The organism is Paracandidimonas lactea (assembly GCF_021653995.1).
GTDB lineage: Bacteria > Pseudomonadota > Gammaproteobacteria > Burkholderiales > Burkholderiaceae_B > Allopusillimonas > Allopusillimonas lactea.
This window is the reverse complement of the sequence record NZ_JAJJOZ010000006.1, coordinates 154,255-170,085: the sequence shown is the minus strand read 5'-3', so window position 1 is coordinate 170,085 and position 15,831 is coordinate 154,255. Positions and strand designations below refer to the sequence as shown.

Sequence of the window (15,831 nt, the reverse complement as noted above, 5' to 3'; positions counted from 1 at the left end):
GCTGCGGGGCTGTGAGGCTGTGGGGCTGCGGGGCTGTGAGGCTGTGGGCTGCGGGGCACGCGCCCCGTTCAGCCTACCGGTTCAGATCACCTGCTCATGCCTCCAGTTCGACCGCGGCGTCGGCATGCGCATCGAACGCCGTGCCCAGATCGATGATCAAGTTGCCGGCCGCGTCGCTCATGACACTCGCATCCGCGGGAACAACGAGCGTGGACGAGGCGTCCTCCACGATCACGGGGCCATGCAGCACCTGGCCAGTCGTCATGGCATCGCGGGATAGGACGGGCGCACTGACAAAGGCCTGCAAGGGCTCGCTCCAGACGTCGCGGCAGCTCTGGCGCGGCACCCATGCATGTTTGCCCGAGACATCCAGCGACAGCGGACGATATACGCGGGTTTCCTGGGCAGTCAGGCGCAGATTGACGATCTCAATGGACTGGACGGGCGGCACTTGGCCGAACACCTGGCGATAGCCTTCAGCGAATGCACTGCGGATCTGCGCAGCAGTCTCGGGACCATAGGGGCCGTCGGGCAGACGCGTGATGACCTCGAACCCCTGGCCCGCAAAGCAGATGTCGGCCGACCGTACGAGGGTATAAGGTGTGCCGGGGCTCAGCGTTTCCGCCATCACCGTGGCTGCATCGCGCTCCAGCGCCGCGAACGCAGACTCGAGCTCTTCATGGCCAACCTTCTCCAGGGCGCGCCCCATCGTCGCTGAGCGATCTACGCGCGCTGGCGCCATCAGCAGGCCAATGGCGGAGGCTACACCCGCGCCCGGCGGACAAATCATCCGCCGTATGCCCAGACGGCGCGCCACATCGCAACCATGCAGCGGCCCGCCCCCGCCCGTCACCAGCAGCGAAAACGCAGGAACATCGAACCCCCGCTCGGCAACGTGCACGCGTGCGGCGGCGGCCATGTTTTCATTAACGACTGCCAGGATACCCGCGCTCACGCTGTCTTCGTCCATCCCCAGGCCAACGCTTACCGTGTGCATGGCGGTGTCCGCAGCCTCTGTGCTCAGCCGCATGGTGCCGCCCGCAAACGATTCCGGATCGAGATGGCCCAGCAAAAGATTGGCATCGGTGACGGTTGGCCGCGTACCACCGCGCGCATAGCACGCCGGGCCTGGCTTGGAGCTGGCGCTCTGCGGCCCGACCTTGAGCAGCCCAAGGCTGTCCAGGTGTGCAATGCTGCCGCCGCCGGCGCCGATTTCGATCAGCTCAACCGTGGAGATGTTGATAGGCAAGCCGCTGCCCGCGGCAAAACGCTTCTCGCGGCCGGCTTCAAACTGGTGGGCGATCAGCGGCGCATTGTCTCGCACGATACTCATCTTGGCTGTGGTGCCCCCCATGTCGAACGCCAGCACGCTGTTTATGCCCGAACGTTTGCTGAAGTATGCGGCGGCAATAGCGCCCGCCGCCGGCCCCGATTCGAGCAATTGAATGGGAAAGCGTCGGGCTTCATCCACGTGCGTCAAGCCGCCGTTGGACAGCATCATCAGAAAGGGGCATCGTACGGAAATCTGTGCCAGGCGCTCGACCATGCTCGCCAGATAACGATCGGCGATCGGCCGAACGTATGCATTGGCAGCCGTAGTGGACGTGCGTTCATATTCCCGTATTTGGGGTGCCACTTCGCATGACACAGAAACATACAGACCGGGGTATGCAGCCTCGATCAGTTCACGCGCCCGCCGCTCATGCGCACCGTTGGCGTATGCGTGCAGAAACACAATAGCGATTGACGCCGCGCCCTGCTCCACCAGCGCTCTGGCCGCGCGCAGGACGCCTTCCTCGTCGAGCGGTGTATCAACTTCACCGTTAGGACGCATGCGCTCTTGAACCTCCATACGCAGGGCGCGCGGCACCAATGGCGAAGGCAGCTCGATGAACAAGTCGTACAGGTCGTACTTGAACTCGCGGCGCATCTCCAACGTGTCGCGAAAACCCTTGGTCGTGATCAGCCCTGTTTTAGCGCCGCGCCGCTCGATCAGCGCATTGGTAAACAGCGTGGTTGCGTGAACAACGCGCGAGATCTGGTCACCCGTCACGCCTTCGCGCGCCAGCAGCACCTGCACGCCACGCAAAGCGCCTGTCGTAGGCTCATCAGGTGTGGTCAGCTCTTTATGGCTGAACACGCTGCCTTCGTCTTGGTCGTACAGCACTACGTCGGTGAATGTGCCGCCGATATCAATGCCCAATGCATACTGTTTCTGGCTCATTTCGTGTACCCATTCAAACAATCATTCTCCAGCAAGGTAGCGCCGCGGTTTGCCGGATTACCGTAGCCACCGCCACCCGGCGTCTTGAGCAATACCTTGGTGCCGCGTGATATGGCGTACTGAACCTTGGGGTTGACGAGCGCGCCATCAATGCGTATTTCGCCGTGCATCCCTGGCAAACCGCCCATTACGCCAGGCGCAGCGGATTCCGGGCGCGTACGTTCGGCCATAAACGAAATCGTGGTTGGCTGCGCGCTCAGGTTCTCGAGCAGGAGCTCCTGCCCGGCGCCGCCGCGATATGCGCCATTCGGTGCGTCCATATCGCGGAACTGCCGGTAGTGAATCTTCACCGGCGCCATCTGTTCGATGACTTCAACCGGTGTCGAGGAAATATTGCTGGGCCACGACAGCACTTCCACACCATCGCGGTTGGCGCTGGCGCCATAGCCGCCGTTAAGGAAGAACAGGCTGGTATATGGCTTGCCATGATCGTATGCGCCCGCCATGTTCACGCACCACAACGGCGAGCCGACACCAGCAATCGTTTTTGCGGGCACCACCTTGGCGAGCGCGCTGAGCACCAAGGCAGGCAAGAAGTGCCCGATGAGTGCACGCGCCCCGCCGGCGGCGGGCGGCAATGAATTGAGAATGCTTCCTTCGGGCGCCGAAATATGCAGCGGCGCCAGTGCTCCCTCGTTGTTGGGTACGTCAGGACACAGCACCGCCTTCACGCCATATGACGTATACGCACGGGTATAGGCCAGGCACACGTTAATGGAGCGCTGCACCTGCGGGTCGGAGCCTGTAAAGTCGATAAAGATTTCATCACCGGCGACGGTCAGCGCCATCTTCAGGCGGATAGGGGCATCGATGCCGTCGCTGATGGCTTCGGCGTGATAGGTTCCATCGGGCACTTTGGCAATTGCCTTGCGCATGGCATGCTCGCTGCGTGCGCGCAGTTCCGCTGAAAGCTTCTCAAGCGTATCCAGCCCACGCTCCCGCATCAACGCGCACACTTGGCGCTCGATCAGGTGCAGGCCCGTGAACTGCGCATACAGGTCACCCATGACTTGGTCGGGTACACGGACGTTTTGCCGCAGCACGGCCTCGAGCGTGGGGTTGATCTGGCCGGCCTCCATGATCTTCAAGGGCGGTATCTGCAGGCCCTCTTCGAACACCGAGCGCGCATCCGCGGAGCGCACACGCCCGCCGATGTCGGGCGCATGGGCAACCGAGCCAGCGAACGCAACCAGCTTGCCGCCGAAAAAGATGGGCTTTGCCACACTGATATCGGGCAGATGCCCCGTGCCCAGCCAACAATCGTTCGTGATCAGGATATCGCCTTCCCGAAGCGTATCCGCGGGAAATCGCTCCAGAAAGCACCGGATTGTGCGGGGCACCGTACCGATAAAAGACGGAATGCTGTTAGACGCCTGGGCGATAGACCGCCCCTGCGCGTCGGTGATCACGCACGCGAAATCATTAGACTCGCGCACAACCGATGAAAACGATGTCCGCACCAGCGACACGGCCGCTTCGTCGACAATCGAAATCAGCCGCCGCCACAAAAGTTCGAGCACAATACCGTTGAACATTTCTACACCTTGATGATGGGCGCCGCATACGGCGCCTGGATAACAGGGCAATCAGCCTGCCTTAATGTTTGCCACCCGGATGACCTCGCCCCACTTCTTGCGCTCCCGGGAAATAAAATCACGCGCTTCGTCAACCGACCCGCCTTGCACCTGCAACGCCAGCGATGCCCAGGTTTTCTGCATTGCGGGCGAGCGCAAGATGAGATCGATGTCTTTGTTTAGTTTTTCGACGATGGGGCGTGGCACACTCGATGCCGTGGCAATGGTGAACCACCCGGTGCCCTCAAAGGCGGGTATGGCCAGCTCCGCCACCGTCGGCACGTCGGGCAGCACGTCGCTGCGCTTAGCGCTGGTGACGGCGAGGGGCCGCAGGCGCCCCGACTGCACGATCTGCCCAGCCGTGGTTACCAGCTCGAACATTAGATCGATCTGCCCGGCCAGCAGGTCATTCATGGCCATGGAGCTGCCCCGATAGGGAACATGCGTGAACTTGACGCCCGCGGCATGCTGAAACAGTTCATTGACCATATGCGTGGACGAGCCCACGCCCGCCGAGCCCACATTCAGCTTGCCTGGGTTCTTCTTGGCATAGTCGATCAATTCGGCCAGCGTGTGCACGGGTACGCTGGGATGCACGACAACCACAGTGGGCACACCACCCAGGATGGCCACAGGCTGGAGCTCTTTTGCGGGATCGTACGAGAGAGACTTGTAAAGCGTATAGGCAGCATGTATGCCTATGGTCCCCAATACCAGGGTGTATCCATCGGGCTTGGCCTTGGCAACGTCCGCTGCACCAATGTTGCCGCCCGATCCACCCTTGTTTTCGACCACGACGGGCTGGCCATATTTATCGTTGAGCTCTTTGGCGATCGCTCGCGCCAGTACATCTGCCGTACCGCCCGGCGAGAACGGCGCCACGATGCGTATTGGCTTGTCGGGAAAGCTGTCGGTACCCTGCGCAACGGCGGCCCCTGCGAAAGCAAGTGGCGCCACCAGAAATGCCAGCGCGGCAAAGGTTGTTTTCCATTTCATTGCCCGTGTCTCCTGAATAATTGTGGTAGGTAGTCACGCAGTCTACGGCCAGCCTATCAATTCATACCAATGCTTTTTCTTACGCATAGTATGCTTACTGGATATACCCTGGGGATATACTGCCGGCTATGGCGAGACCACTTACTTTTCACGAGATCGAAGCATTTCGGGCAATCATGCTCACCGGCACGACGGTTGCGGCCGCACGGATGCTGCACACCACTCAACCGACAGTCAGCAGGCTGATCGCCCATGCTCAGCAGGCCACCGGGTTGGAACTGTTTCACTTGCGCAAGGGAAGGCTGCAGCCTACGCAGGAAGCGCAACAGCTCTTTGATACGGTGCAGTTGTATTACCGGGGTGCGGAAAAGATAGAACAGGCGGTGGCGGCGCTGCGGGATTCGGGCACAGGCGTATTGCGCATCGCCTGCACCCCCACCCTCGGCCTCGGTGTACTGCCTCGCGCGCTAGGCGGGTTTCGCCAACGCCACCCCCAGGTGCATGCCACCATCGATACCCTGGGCAGCGCACAGATACAGGAGGGCCTTATGCATGGCCTCTACGACATCGCGTTCACCAACAATTCTCTCGACAATGACGCCTGCCGCAGCGAAGCCATTCACACGGACAATGCGGTATGCGTGATGAGCAAGCACCACCCGCTCACGGCACAAAAGGCCATCCGCGTACGCGACTTGAAGAAGCACGCGCTGCTCTATCTGCACCAAGGCGACTCATTGGGTACAGAACTAAGGACGCGTCTTGAAAGGGCTGGCGTCAAACCGCCCAGCTATATCGAGACCTCATACTATGCCACCTTGTGCATGATGGCTGCGGAAGACCTGGGCGTCGGCATCGTCAACCCCTACCTGGTGCCAGTGTTTTCCGACAAAGTCGCGGTGCGCCCCTTCCTGCCCGCCATCCAGGTGAACACCTTTGCCTCGTACTCGCGCGTCAATCCCTCGTCGCGACTGACGCCCGATTTTGCCAACGCGTTCCGCCTGCAACTGGAGATTGTCGCGCAAGACCTCCGGCGGATGCTCGCCGCAGGTTGAAAAAAGCCCCGCCATATGAACTGCACCCCAAGGATTGGATCAGCGTCCAACTTTTTGGGTGCAGTTCATATGGCGGGGCCGCAACGCAGCCCACGCCGTCGTCAGGCGCGCACAGGCGCCGGATCTCGGTGCAGCGCAGTAGCGATGAACAGTACTGCGGCAGCGCCTGCCAGAGGCAGCCAGGCGGTGGTGAAAATGGCTGCGACTCCCAGTGCGATCGCAACGATGGACCCGAAGAACAGCTTGCTGCTGCGCGGCCCCAGCAAGGCCCCGAAGGCGGTGCCCACCACGATTGCGGCCAGAATTTGAATGATGTAGTGCATAGATGCCCCCGCTTGATTATTGTGTTTGGTTCCGCGGGCGGCACGAACAAAGCCCGCGTCGTCGTCCATACAGGACGGCCCAAGTCTAGCATCAATCGCAGAATATGCCAGCCACCCGTTATGGTTTGAGGTCTATCTCAATGCGCACCGCATCGCCCCGGTAGCTGACTTCGGCGTAATAGACGATTTTCCCCTTCTGCGAACGAAAAACACGTGTCATGTTTGCAAGTGGCGCGCCGGCGGGGATACCGAGCAGGCCAGCGGTCTCGGCATCGGCGGACGCGATGCTGAGGGTCTGATGCGCTTGTTTGATGCGTAGCCCTTTCAGGGCCAGCAGCACCGGAATGATGGGCTGTGTTCGCAACTGCGCAGGTTTGGCATTGAAAACGTCTTGTGCAATGTATAGCGAGATGACGCAATAGGGGCGGCCATCCAGGGAATGCAAACGTCGCATATAGACGTAGTCTGCCGCGCCGTCGGGATCGCAAGGCAAAGGTCGCGGCGTCTCGTCAATCTCCAGGATTTTTGGCTTCAAGCCGTGATAGGTGGCCGCAAGCGCTTGCAGGGAGGTCTCCAGCGGCGTTGTTTTCACCGGCGTGGCCGCCTGCGTCACAAACGTACCCTGCCCCCGTTGACTGCTGAGCAGCCCCTCCTGAACCAGGATTTGCACGGCCTGCCGCGCCGTAGGGCGCGCAACCGCGAACTCGTCGGCCAGCGCATGCAGCGATGGCAGCAGCGTGCCTGCCCGCCACGCGCCCGACGCGATCCGCTGGCGCAGGCGATCGGCAATAACCACGTAGCGTGGGATATGACTCGCCGGCCAAGCTTTATCTGGCGTTGCTGTACTGGACGTTGGGCGAGCATCGCTCGGACTCTTGGACTTCATATGCGTTTGACGAAAACCGGGCCTGCACCCATGCCTGCTTGTAAACCCCGCACAACCGCGGCGACACGATAGTGTACGCAACTTATTGGCTGTTATCGACGCGATGTGGCGCGCCCAGATTCGCCGCGGCGTAACACCACGCGATGTGTTGCATCGCGACCCCGTGTAGCGTAGCGCCCGATACCGTGATAAAGTATATACTTATTTACCTTTAATCAATACATCAGCGTGTCGCATGGCGCGCTGGCAGCAGATAAGCAGGCGGATAAATGGCGGTAGACGCATCACAGCAATTGACCCGTAGATTTCGCATCGATAAAGCCGACGCCTTTGTCTTTCGTGCACCTGCACGGCCGCCGGTGCGTACATCATTTGGTGTCATGCACAACCGGCCCGCTTTGCTCGTCAGGCTTACAGACGCCGACGGCATCATCGGCTGGGGCGAGGTGTGGTGCAACTTCCCCGCCGTGGGTGCGGAGCATCGGGCTCGCTTGTTTCTATCCGTTATTGCGCCCATCCTGTGCGGCAAATGGTGGGAATCCCCCGAGCAGTGCTTTGACACCCTCACTGCACAAACGCGGATTCTGGCCATTCAGGCTGGCGAACCGGGCCCGCTTGCCCAAGTCATCGCGGCAACCGACATCGCTGCATGGGACCTGCTCGCGAAGCGGGCCCACCAGCCCTTATGGAAGCTGCTAGGGGGGCAACCCAAAGTGGCTGTCTACGCATCGGGCATCAATCCCGACGCGCCGATGCGCGTGGTTGACGAAAAACGCGAAGAGGGTTACAGGGCGTTCAAGCTCAAGGTGGGTTTCGGCGACGACCAGGACGAGTCGAATATCCGCACTGTCCGCAGCGCCTTGGGGCACGACGGTGTAGTGATGGCCGACGCCAATCAAGCCTGGAGCCCCGCCCATGCGAAGGTGATGATAGACCGCCTTGCCCCGTATGGCCTTGCCTGGATTGAAGAGCCGGTTGCCGCGGATACGCCCTGGGAAATCTGGCAGCAATTAGCAAATGGCACCACGCAGCGCCTTGCGGCGGGCGAAAACCTGCGTGAAGAATCCGCGTTCAATGAAGCCATGGCCACAGGCGGGGTAAGCGTCCTCCAGCCCGACATCGGTAAATGGGGCGGCTTCAGCGGTTGCCTGAAAGTGGGCCGCAGCACCCTCGCACACGGCAAGTGGTTCTGCCCGCACTGGCTCGGCGCCGGCATCGGGCTGCGTGCGTCCATGCACCTGAAAGCGGCTGTCGGCGGCGATGGCTATGTCGAGATCGACGCCAACCCGAATCCCCTGCGCGCCGCGCTCGCGGCTCCCGACTTCACGGTGGTCGATGGCACGGTCACGTTGCCCGACCTGCCTGGGCTGGGCGTTGAGCCAATCTTGGAAGAAGCAAAAAACTATCTTGTGCCTATACAGGAAGGGTGAATTCAATGAACAAAATCATCATCGCGGAATTCATGGACAGCGCTGCCGTCGAGTCACTGCGCGCACGCTTCGATGTCCATTACGACTCGCAGTTGCATGAAAACCGGGAGGCATTGATTCACGCCATACATGACGCGGATGGACTGATCGTGCGCAACCGCACACGTGTTGACCAGGCGCTGCTGAGCCAACCGCATCGGCTGAGGGCTGTGGGACGCCTAGGCGTCGGCTTGGACAATATCGATACCGCCGCATGTGGCGAACGCGGCATCGCCGTCTTTCCCGCAACGGGCGCCAACGCAAACACGGTGGCCGAGTATGTGATCTGCTGCGCCATGATGCTGCTGCGCCGTGCGTATACCGTTACCGGTGCAGTTGCGGCGGGACAATGGCCGCGCGACGCGCTGGTCAATGGCCAGGAAATCGGCGGCAAAACGCTGGGCATCATTGGACTGGGCTCGGTGGGGGGGCGCACCGCCGAACTGGCACAGGCCATGGGCATGACGGTGATGGCGTACGACCCCAGCCCCGCCGCACGCGCCGATACACTGAATACGGTTGTACGCAGCCCGAGCGTTGACGCCGTGCTCGCCGGCGCCGACGTCGTGTCCCTTCATGTTCCGCTCACCGCCGCCACAAAGAACCTTATCGGCGCCACACAGCTTAACGCCATGAAACCGGGCGCCATCCTGATCAATGTCGCGCGCGGCGGCGTGGTCGATGAGGCCGCGCTGGCGACAAGCCTCAAAGACGGGCACCTGGGCGGCGCCGCCATCGACGTCTATGCCCACGAGCCGTTGCCAGCAGGCTCCGCACTGGCCGATGCACCCAATCTTATCCTGACGCCCCACATCGCAGGCGTGACCCTGGAATCCAACATGCGCGTATCGGCCATGATTGCCGAGCGCGTGTCGCAGCATCTTTTAAGCAACAGCACTGGAGACAAACCATGAAATTCGGACGCATTGCCGCGGCAGGCGCACTGCTTGCAAGCCTCACTGCCCACACCTATGCCGCTCAGACGTGGCCCGCCCAACCCGTAACCATCGTCGTTCCCTACACTGCGGGCGGCGGCACCGATTCCGTCGCACGCCTGCTTTCCGAAAAACTGAGCCAGCGCTGGAACCAAACTGTCGTAGTATCGAACAAGGACGGCGCAAGCGGCACGATCGGCGCATCTTATGTGGCGCATGCTCAGCCGGACGGCTACACAATCATGCTTTCAGCAACGGCGGAGGTTGTGATCAGCCAGCACATCATGCCAAAGATGCCGTACAGCCCCGAAAAGGATCTTCGCCCCGTGACGCTCGCCGTCAAACTGCCTTTTATGCTCGTCACGCATCCCGACAAGCCTTACAAGACGACCGCCGAACTCATTGATTACGCGAAAGCCCATCCTGGTGCCGTCAGCTACGCATCGTCCGGGAACGGAACCCCTCAGCACCTGGCCGGCGCGCTGTTCGAACAACTCAGCGGTACCAGCCTGCTGCACGTCCCCTATAAAGGTGTCGCGCCTTCCATTTCCGCGCTGCTGGCAAATCAGATAGACATTGGATTCGTCGGGCTGCCCATCGGCTACTCCCACGTCCAGTCGGGAAAACTGCGGCCATTGGCAGTCTCCGCCAAAGACCGCTCCCCCGCCGTGCCCGATGTGCCCGCCGTAGACGAAACGAAGGGCATGGAAGCCTTCGATTTGACGCAATGGTTTGGTGTATTTGTGCCCGCAGGCACGCCCGACGCCGTTGTCGGGAAAATCCAGGAAGACATCCACGCGGTGCTGCAGTTGCCTGACCTGCGGGCCAAGCTTCAGAACCAGGGCGCCGAGCCCAGCGGGATGCCCACCGCAGACTTCGAACAGTTCGTCAAAGCCGAACGAGAGAAGTTCGGCCGCATCGTCAAAAGCATGAAGCTGTAGACGCTCTCCGGCGACTACAATAACGCGTATTCACTGCCGCAAGGCATGGCCGGTACGCCATGGAGAAATACGCTCATGAGATCACACACTCCGAAAATCGGGCTCGCACTGGGCAGCGGATCGGCGCGCGGCTGGTCTCATATTGGCATCATCCGGGTGCTCGAAGAAGCGGGCATTGTGCCCGACATTGTCTGCGGCACGTCGATCGGATCGCTGGTGGGCGCTGCGTATGCCGACGGTCAGCTCGAGCGGCTGGAAACCTGGGTGCGCAGCCTCACTTGGCAAGGTGTGGTCGGCCTGCTGGACTTCACCGTCAGTGGCGGCCTGATTCTTGGTGAAAAGCTCTTCACCTTTATCCGCACCCATTTTTCCGACAAAGACATCTCCGCCCTGCCCAAGGCGTTCGGGGCCGTCGCCACCGAACTGGTCACGGGGCGCGAGGTGTGGCTGCGCGAAGGCTCAATGGTGGATGCGGTGCGGGCGTCGGTGGCGCTGCCCGGCCTGTTCACGCCCGCGCTCATGGATGGCCGCCTGATGGTCGATGGCGCACTGGTCAACCCGGTACCGGTATCACTGTGCCGTGCCATGGGCGCAGACATCGTCATTGCCGTGGATCTCAACGCCGACCTCGTCGGCCGGCATTTCGACGCCGCGGATCCCCCGCCCGCGCCCAGCCCAAGTCCGTTCGCATCCGTACTGGACAAGCTCCCGCTAGGGCTGGGCCGCCTCAAGAGCGGGCCCGCCTCCGCCGCCGCCACTATGCCGTCGATATTCGACGTGCTGAGCATCAGCCTCAACATCATGCAAGTGCGCATCACCCGCAGCCGTCTGGCCGGCGAACCCGCAGACGTCCTGATCCGCCCGCGCCTGACCAACCTGGCCCTGATGGACTTTCACCGCGCCGCCGTGGCCATTGAAGAAGGCGAACGCGCAGCACAGCAGGTGCTGCCGGAGTTGAAGGAACTGGTAAGGCAGCGATAACTCCCCGTCCGGGCTGAGCACCGGGGTGCGCTGATGCCAAATACATCTATTTATCAATAGATTAGGCACATCCATCAAATACCAGCACTTTCTGAAACTTGACCCCGCTTCCCCGCGGGGCCTCCATGCTGCTCTTGAATAGGCTCAAGCGCATATCCTCCTGGCGCGTACTCGTTCATGTGCGGCCTCAGGCTGTTTTCCACACAGCGCCCCGAATGTCTGCGCAGGGGCGTTGCTTTCCACTGCATAACAATCCACTGCGCCATCTGGGTTTACCCCGATGAATATTTATTTTCACGCGCAGTGTTTTCATGTAAATTTATTATCTTTCCGATTGCGATGATCGCGCTACCTCTCTATTTCCCGGACTACACGCTGTGAGCAAATCGCCAGCACGCCGCAAGGCCGCGCCGACTATCGCCGAACGTATTTCCAGCGTTATGCAGGCGCTCAGCGCCTCGCATCGACGCATGGCGGATTACGTGCTGGCGCATCCCTTCAAGGTCGCCACGATGTCGATCGATGAATTCGCACTGCAGTGCAAGGTGTCTATCGCTACGGCCAACCGCTTTGCCCGTGCATTGGGCCTGCCCGGCTACCCACAGTTTCGCGCCGAGCTAGCGCGCGGCTTCGAGGCGGCGCTCGAACCCGTTGAGCGCCTGCGCCTTGAACGCGGCAAGGCGGCCAGCGCTGCCGATATCTTTGCAGCCTCTCTGTATGAAGACCAGCGCAATTTCGAGTTGACACGTTTGGCGCTCAGCGAAGAAGCATGCGAAAAGGCTGTGCAGGCCGTGCTCAACGCACAGCGTGTATTCATCATTGGCTTCGGCTCCAGCGGCTTTCTCGCTGGCCTGCTCCAGCGAGGCTTGAGCCTGCATTGCGACATGGTGGAATCGCTGGCGGGCCCGGGGGGCGTGTCACATGCCGCCCGCGAGTTGTCCCGTATACGCGCGCACGATCTCGTCATCGCCATAGCATTCCCCCGGTATCTCGCCGATACGATCACGCTGGCCAAAAGCGCAAAAGCAGCAGGGGTGACCGTACTGGCACTGACAGACAAACCCTCCTCGCCGCTCGTGCCGCTGGCAGACATCTGCCTGTACGCGCATAGCCAGCGCCAGTTGCTGTCCAACTCAGAGACAGCAGCGCTGGGGCTGATTGAGGCCTTGTCGGCGGCAGTAGCGCACCAGTCCAGGCATTCTGTCACGGCGGCCGCTTTGCTTGCGGAATCCGTCATGCCGTGGCTGTTTCATGAAGGATCAAAGTAATGACAACCCCTGTCCTTGCGATACATGGCGGCGCGGGCGCGATTTCGCGCACCAAGATCACACCCGAGCTGCGCCAGCAGTACGAAGAGGCGCTTCGCGACATCCTGACCGGTGGCGCCCGCGTTCTGGCCGAGGGAGGCCAGGCGTTGGACGCCGTCACCGAAGCGGTGCGCCTGCTGGAAGAATGCCCTTTGTTCAATGCCGGCTATGGTGCGGTGTTCACCAGCACACAAGAACACGAGCTCGATGCCTCGATCATGGACGGCCGCACGCTCGATTGTGGCGCGGTCGCGAATCTGCGCACCGTTCGCAATCCCGTACTGGCCGCGCGCATGGTCATGGAGCACAGCCCGCACGTTTTCTTTGTGGGTGAAGGGGCCGAGACGCTGGCGCGCAAGCACGGCCTGGAGATCGTGGCCCCCACCTTTTTCTCGACCGAGGCCCGGCGCGAACAGCTCGAGGCGGCCCGTCGCACCGGCACTGAATCCATCGTGCTGGACCACGACGGCGCCCGTGCGCAGGCGGCCACGCCCGCCGCGCCGCTGGACGAAGGCACCAAGTTGGGCACCGTTGGGGCCGTGGCACTTGACGGGCACGGCAACTTGGCTGCAGCCACCTCAACAGGGGGCATGACCAACAAATGGCCCGGGCGCGTGGGCGACAGCCCCGTGATCGGCGCGGGCTGCTATGCCAACAACGCCACCTGCGCGGTGTCCACCACGGGCAAGGGCGAGGCATTCATCCGTTGCGTGGCCGCCTACGATGTATCCGCGCTCATGGGATATGGCGGCCTGACGCTGGCGCAGGCTACCGAGCGCGTCATCAACGAGAAGCTGCCGCGCATAGACGGCGCCGGCGGGCTGATCGCCGTCGACCGGCACGGTAACGTGGCCATGCCTTTCAATACCGAGGGCATGTATCGCGGCAGCATCGTGCCGGGCCAGACACCTTTTGTGGCGATACATCGTTAAGCGCCCGCCGCAGGGCTGTGGCAGCACCGGGCATCGTCAAGCACGACTGCATGCGATGCACAGCGGCACCCACAAACGAAACTTAGGCGCCACGCTTGAATGCAATACCAGCGCGGCGCACTTGAATGGACAATCAAGCCTATGACGGCTTCGCATAATATTTCCACCGAGCTTGAACCCGACCGTGTGCTGCGCGTCACCGACCTGAGCGTGCAGTTCAAAAGTGCCGAACGCGTGGTAGACGCGGTAAACCACATGAGCTTTCACGTCGACCGCGGCGAAACGTTGGCAATCGTAGGGGAGTCGGGCTCGGGTAAATCGGTAACCTCATTGGCCTTGATGCGCTTGCTGCACTATGGCGGCGGGCGCATCCTGAACGGCGAAATGCTGCTGCGCCGGCGCAATGGGCAGGTGCTGGACTTGGCCAGCGCACCGGGCGCGAGGCTGCGCAGTGTGCGCGGCGCTGATATGGCGATGATCTTCCAGGAACCAATGACATCGCTCAACCCGGTATTCACCGTTGGTGAACAAATCGCGGAAAGCCTGCGCCTGCATCAGGGCATGGACCAGCGCGCCGCCATGGCGCGCGCGCTGCACATGCTTGATCAGGTTCGCATACCCGACGCAAAGAACGTACTGGGCCGCTATCCGCACCAGCTGTCCGGGGGGATGCGCCAACGCGTCATGATCGCCATGGCGCTTGCCTGCAAGCCCGCCCTGCTGATCGCCGATGAGCCGACCACCGCACTGGATGTAACGATACAGGCCCAGATACTGCAGTTGATCCGCGAGTTGCAGCGCGAGATGAACATGGGCGTGATCTTCATCACGCACGACATGGGTGTGGTGGCCGAAGTGGCCGACCGCGTACTGGTCATGCTGCGGGGCGACAAGGTGGAAGAAGGGCCGGCGCAACAGATCTTCGACCGCCCCGTACATACCTACACTCGTGCACTGCTCGCCGCCGTGCCGCGCCTGGGCTCGATGAAAGGCACTGACCAGCCGGCGCACTTTCCAGCGGTGTCGACACAGCCCGCGGCAAACAACACGCAAGGCGCGCAGACAGTGCCTGATGCCGCCGCCCACGCAGTGCAGGACGCCGTGCGCACTACCCCGCCGCACGCCCTCCCCCAATCCACGCAAGCTCCTCAGCGCGCCTCATATGCGCCGATGCAGGATCAGCACGCCCCCGCCACGCCGTCCACCCGCGAACCCATTTTGCGCGTACGCGACCTGGTCACCCGCTTCGATATTCGCACCGGCATTTTCAACCGTGTTACGCGTCGCGTGCATGCCGTCGAGAAAGTGAGCTTCGATCTCTATCCTGGCGAAACCCTTGCCCTGGTGGGTGAATCGGGCTGCGGCAAATCCACGACAGGCCGATCGCTGCTGAGACTGGTGCAGACACAAGGCGGCGAGATCGAATTTGAAGGGCAACACATAGGCAAGCTGCAAGGGCCGGCACTGCAGTCTTTGCGACGCAATATACAGTTCATATTCCAAGACCCGTTCGCGTCGCTGGACCCACGCCTGACAGTCGGCTATTCCATCATCGAGCCGCTGCTGATCCACAAAACGATGCCACCAAAAGAAGCTGAACAACGCATGCTCTGGCTGCTGGACAAAGTAGGTTTGCCGCGCGAAGCCGCGCAGCGCTACCCCCACGAGTTTTCCGGCGGCCAGCGCCAGCGCATCTGCATTGCGCGCGCATTGGCCCTCAACCCCAAAGTGGTGATCGCGGACGAATCCGTATCTGCCCTGGATGTGTCGATACAGGCCCAGATCGTTAATCTGCTTATCGATCTGCAACAAGAACTGGGCATCGCATTTTTGTTTATCTCGCACGATATGGCTGTGGTCGAACGTGTCAGCCATCGTGTTGCCGTGATGTACCTGGGTCAAATTGTCGAGATTGGCCCGCGCCGGGCGATTTTCGAGAATCCTCAGCACCCCTACACGCGCAAGTTGATGGCCGCGGTGCCGATTGCTGATCCGGCCCGCCGCCACCTGGACCGCAAGCTGCTTGCGGGAGAAATTCCCAGCCCCGTCCGTGACGTGGGAGACGAACCCATCGTTCTTCCGCTGATCCAGGTCGGTGCGGGCCATTACGTAGCACAGCCACAGGCTGGTGCATCTTATTAGTCATCC

Annotated in this window: 13 protein-coding genes; 8 read left to right on the top strand and 5 right to left on the bottom strand. The window is 61.4% G+C overall.

From position 1 onward, the window contains the following. Nucleotides 1–94: 94 nt before the first annotated feature. Genes LOL23_RS12445 through LOL23_RS12435 form a run of 3 tightly spaced genes read right to left on the bottom strand, consistent with a single transcriptional unit; the run spans nucleotide 95 to nucleotide 4,854 of the window. Complete coding sequence (locus LOL23_RS12445) at nucleotides 95–2,224, bottom strand: hydantoinase/oxoprolinase family protein (RefSeq protein WP_160980953.1); 2,130 nt, start codon at nucleotides 2,222–2,224, stop codon at nucleotides 95–97. Then, nucleotides 2,221–3,819, bottom strand: a complete 1,599-nt coding sequence (locus tag LOL23_RS12440; RefSeq protein WP_237173676.1) for a hydantoinase B/oxoprolinase family protein — start codon at nucleotides 3,817–3,819, stop codon at nucleotides 2,221–2,223. Before LOL23_RS12440 ends, LOL23_RS12445 begins: the two co-directional genes overlap by 4 nt. A gap of 51 nt (nucleotides 3,820–3,870) precedes the next feature. Continuing rightward, nucleotides 3,871–4,854: a Bug family tripartite tricarboxylate transporter substrate binding protein gene (locus LOL23_RS12435; RefSeq protein WP_160980957.1), complete on the bottom strand. Its 984-nt coding sequence runs from the start codon at nucleotides 4,852–4,854 to the stop codon at nucleotides 3,871–3,873. 128 nt (nucleotides 4,855–4,982) lie between these two features. Here LOL23_RS12435 and LOL23_RS12430 point away from each other — a divergent pair, with 128 nt between their 5' ends. Then, nucleotides 4,983–5,909: a LysR substrate-binding domain-containing protein gene (locus LOL23_RS12430; protein WP_237173675.1), complete on the top strand. Its 927-nt coding sequence runs from the start codon at nucleotides 4,983–4,985 to the stop codon at nucleotides 5,907–5,909. Between the two features lie 101 nt (nucleotides 5,910–6,010). Here the strand turns inward: LOL23_RS12430 and LOL23_RS12425 are convergent, their stop codons facing one another. Together LOL23_RS12425 and LOL23_RS12420 are read right to left on the bottom strand one after the other, a co-directional pair. After that, nucleotides 6,011–6,232, bottom strand: coding sequence for a hypothetical protein (locus LOL23_RS12425; protein ID WP_160980962.1), 222 nt, complete (start codon nucleotides 6,230–6,232; stop codon nucleotides 6,011–6,013). 118 nt (nucleotides 6,233–6,350) lie between these two features. After that, the gene (locus LOL23_RS12420; protein ID WP_160980964.1) at nucleotides 6,351–7,118 is read right to left on the bottom strand and encodes a GntR family transcriptional regulator; all 768 of its coding nucleotides are present in this window, start codon (nucleotides 7,116–7,118) and stop codon (nucleotides 6,351–6,353) included. A gap of 269 nt (nucleotides 7,119–7,387) precedes the next feature. On the opposite strand from LOL23_RS12420, the gene LOL23_RS12415 reads away from it, so the two are divergent. The 7 genes from LOL23_RS12415 to LOL23_RS12385 all read left to right on the top strand — a co-directional run bounded on the left by LOL23_RS12415 (nucleotide 7,388) and on the right by LOL23_RS12385 (nucleotide 15,825). Further along, nucleotides 7,388–8,548: a mandelate racemase/muconate lactonizing enzyme family protein gene (locus LOL23_RS12415; protein WP_160980966.1), complete on the top strand. Its 1,161-nt coding sequence runs from the start codon at nucleotides 7,388–7,390 to the stop codon at nucleotides 8,546–8,548. A gap of 5 nt (nucleotides 8,549–8,553) precedes the next feature. Continuing rightward, nucleotides 8,554–9,501, top strand: a complete 948-nt coding sequence (locus LOL23_RS12410; RefSeq protein WP_160980968.1) for a hydroxyacid dehydrogenase — start codon at nucleotides 8,554–8,556, stop codon at nucleotides 9,499–9,501. Further along, nucleotides 9,498–10,463 (top strand): Bug family tripartite tricarboxylate transporter substrate binding protein, encoded by a 966-nt coding sequence (locus LOL23_RS12405; protein WP_160980970.1) that lies wholly within the window; start codon nucleotides 9,498–9,500, stop codon nucleotides 10,461–10,463. The genes LOL23_RS12410 and LOL23_RS12405 overlap by 4 nt, the downstream gene beginning before the upstream one ends. A gap of 75 nt (nucleotides 10,464–10,538) precedes the next feature. Beyond that, entirely contained in the window at nucleotides 10,539–11,444 is a 906-nt protein-coding gene (gene rssA / locus LOL23_RS12400) for a patatin-like phospholipase RssA (protein ID WP_237173674.1), read from the top strand. Nucleotides 11,445–11,821: 377 nt separating this feature from the next. Next, nucleotides 11,822–12,712, top strand: coding sequence for a MurR/RpiR family transcriptional regulator (locus LOL23_RS12395; RefSeq protein ID WP_369414124.1), 891 nt, complete (start codon nucleotides 11,822–11,824; stop codon nucleotides 12,710–12,712). Further along, on the top strand, nucleotides 12,712–13,683 hold the full coding sequence (locus LOL23_RS12390; RefSeq protein WP_237173673.1) for an isoaspartyl peptidase/L-asparaginase family protein: 972 nt from the start codon (nucleotides 12,712–12,714) through the stop codon (nucleotides 13,681–13,683). The genes LOL23_RS12395 and LOL23_RS12390 overlap by 1 nt, the downstream gene beginning before the upstream one ends. Nucleotides 13,684–13,824: 141 nt before the next feature. After that, nucleotides 13,825–15,825 (top strand): dipeptide ABC transporter ATP-binding protein, encoded by a 2,001-nt coding sequence (locus tag LOL23_RS12385; protein WP_160980992.1) that lies wholly within the window; start codon nucleotides 13,825–13,827, stop codon nucleotides 15,823–15,825. The last annotated feature ends 6 nt before the right edge of the window (nucleotides 15,826–15,831 follow it).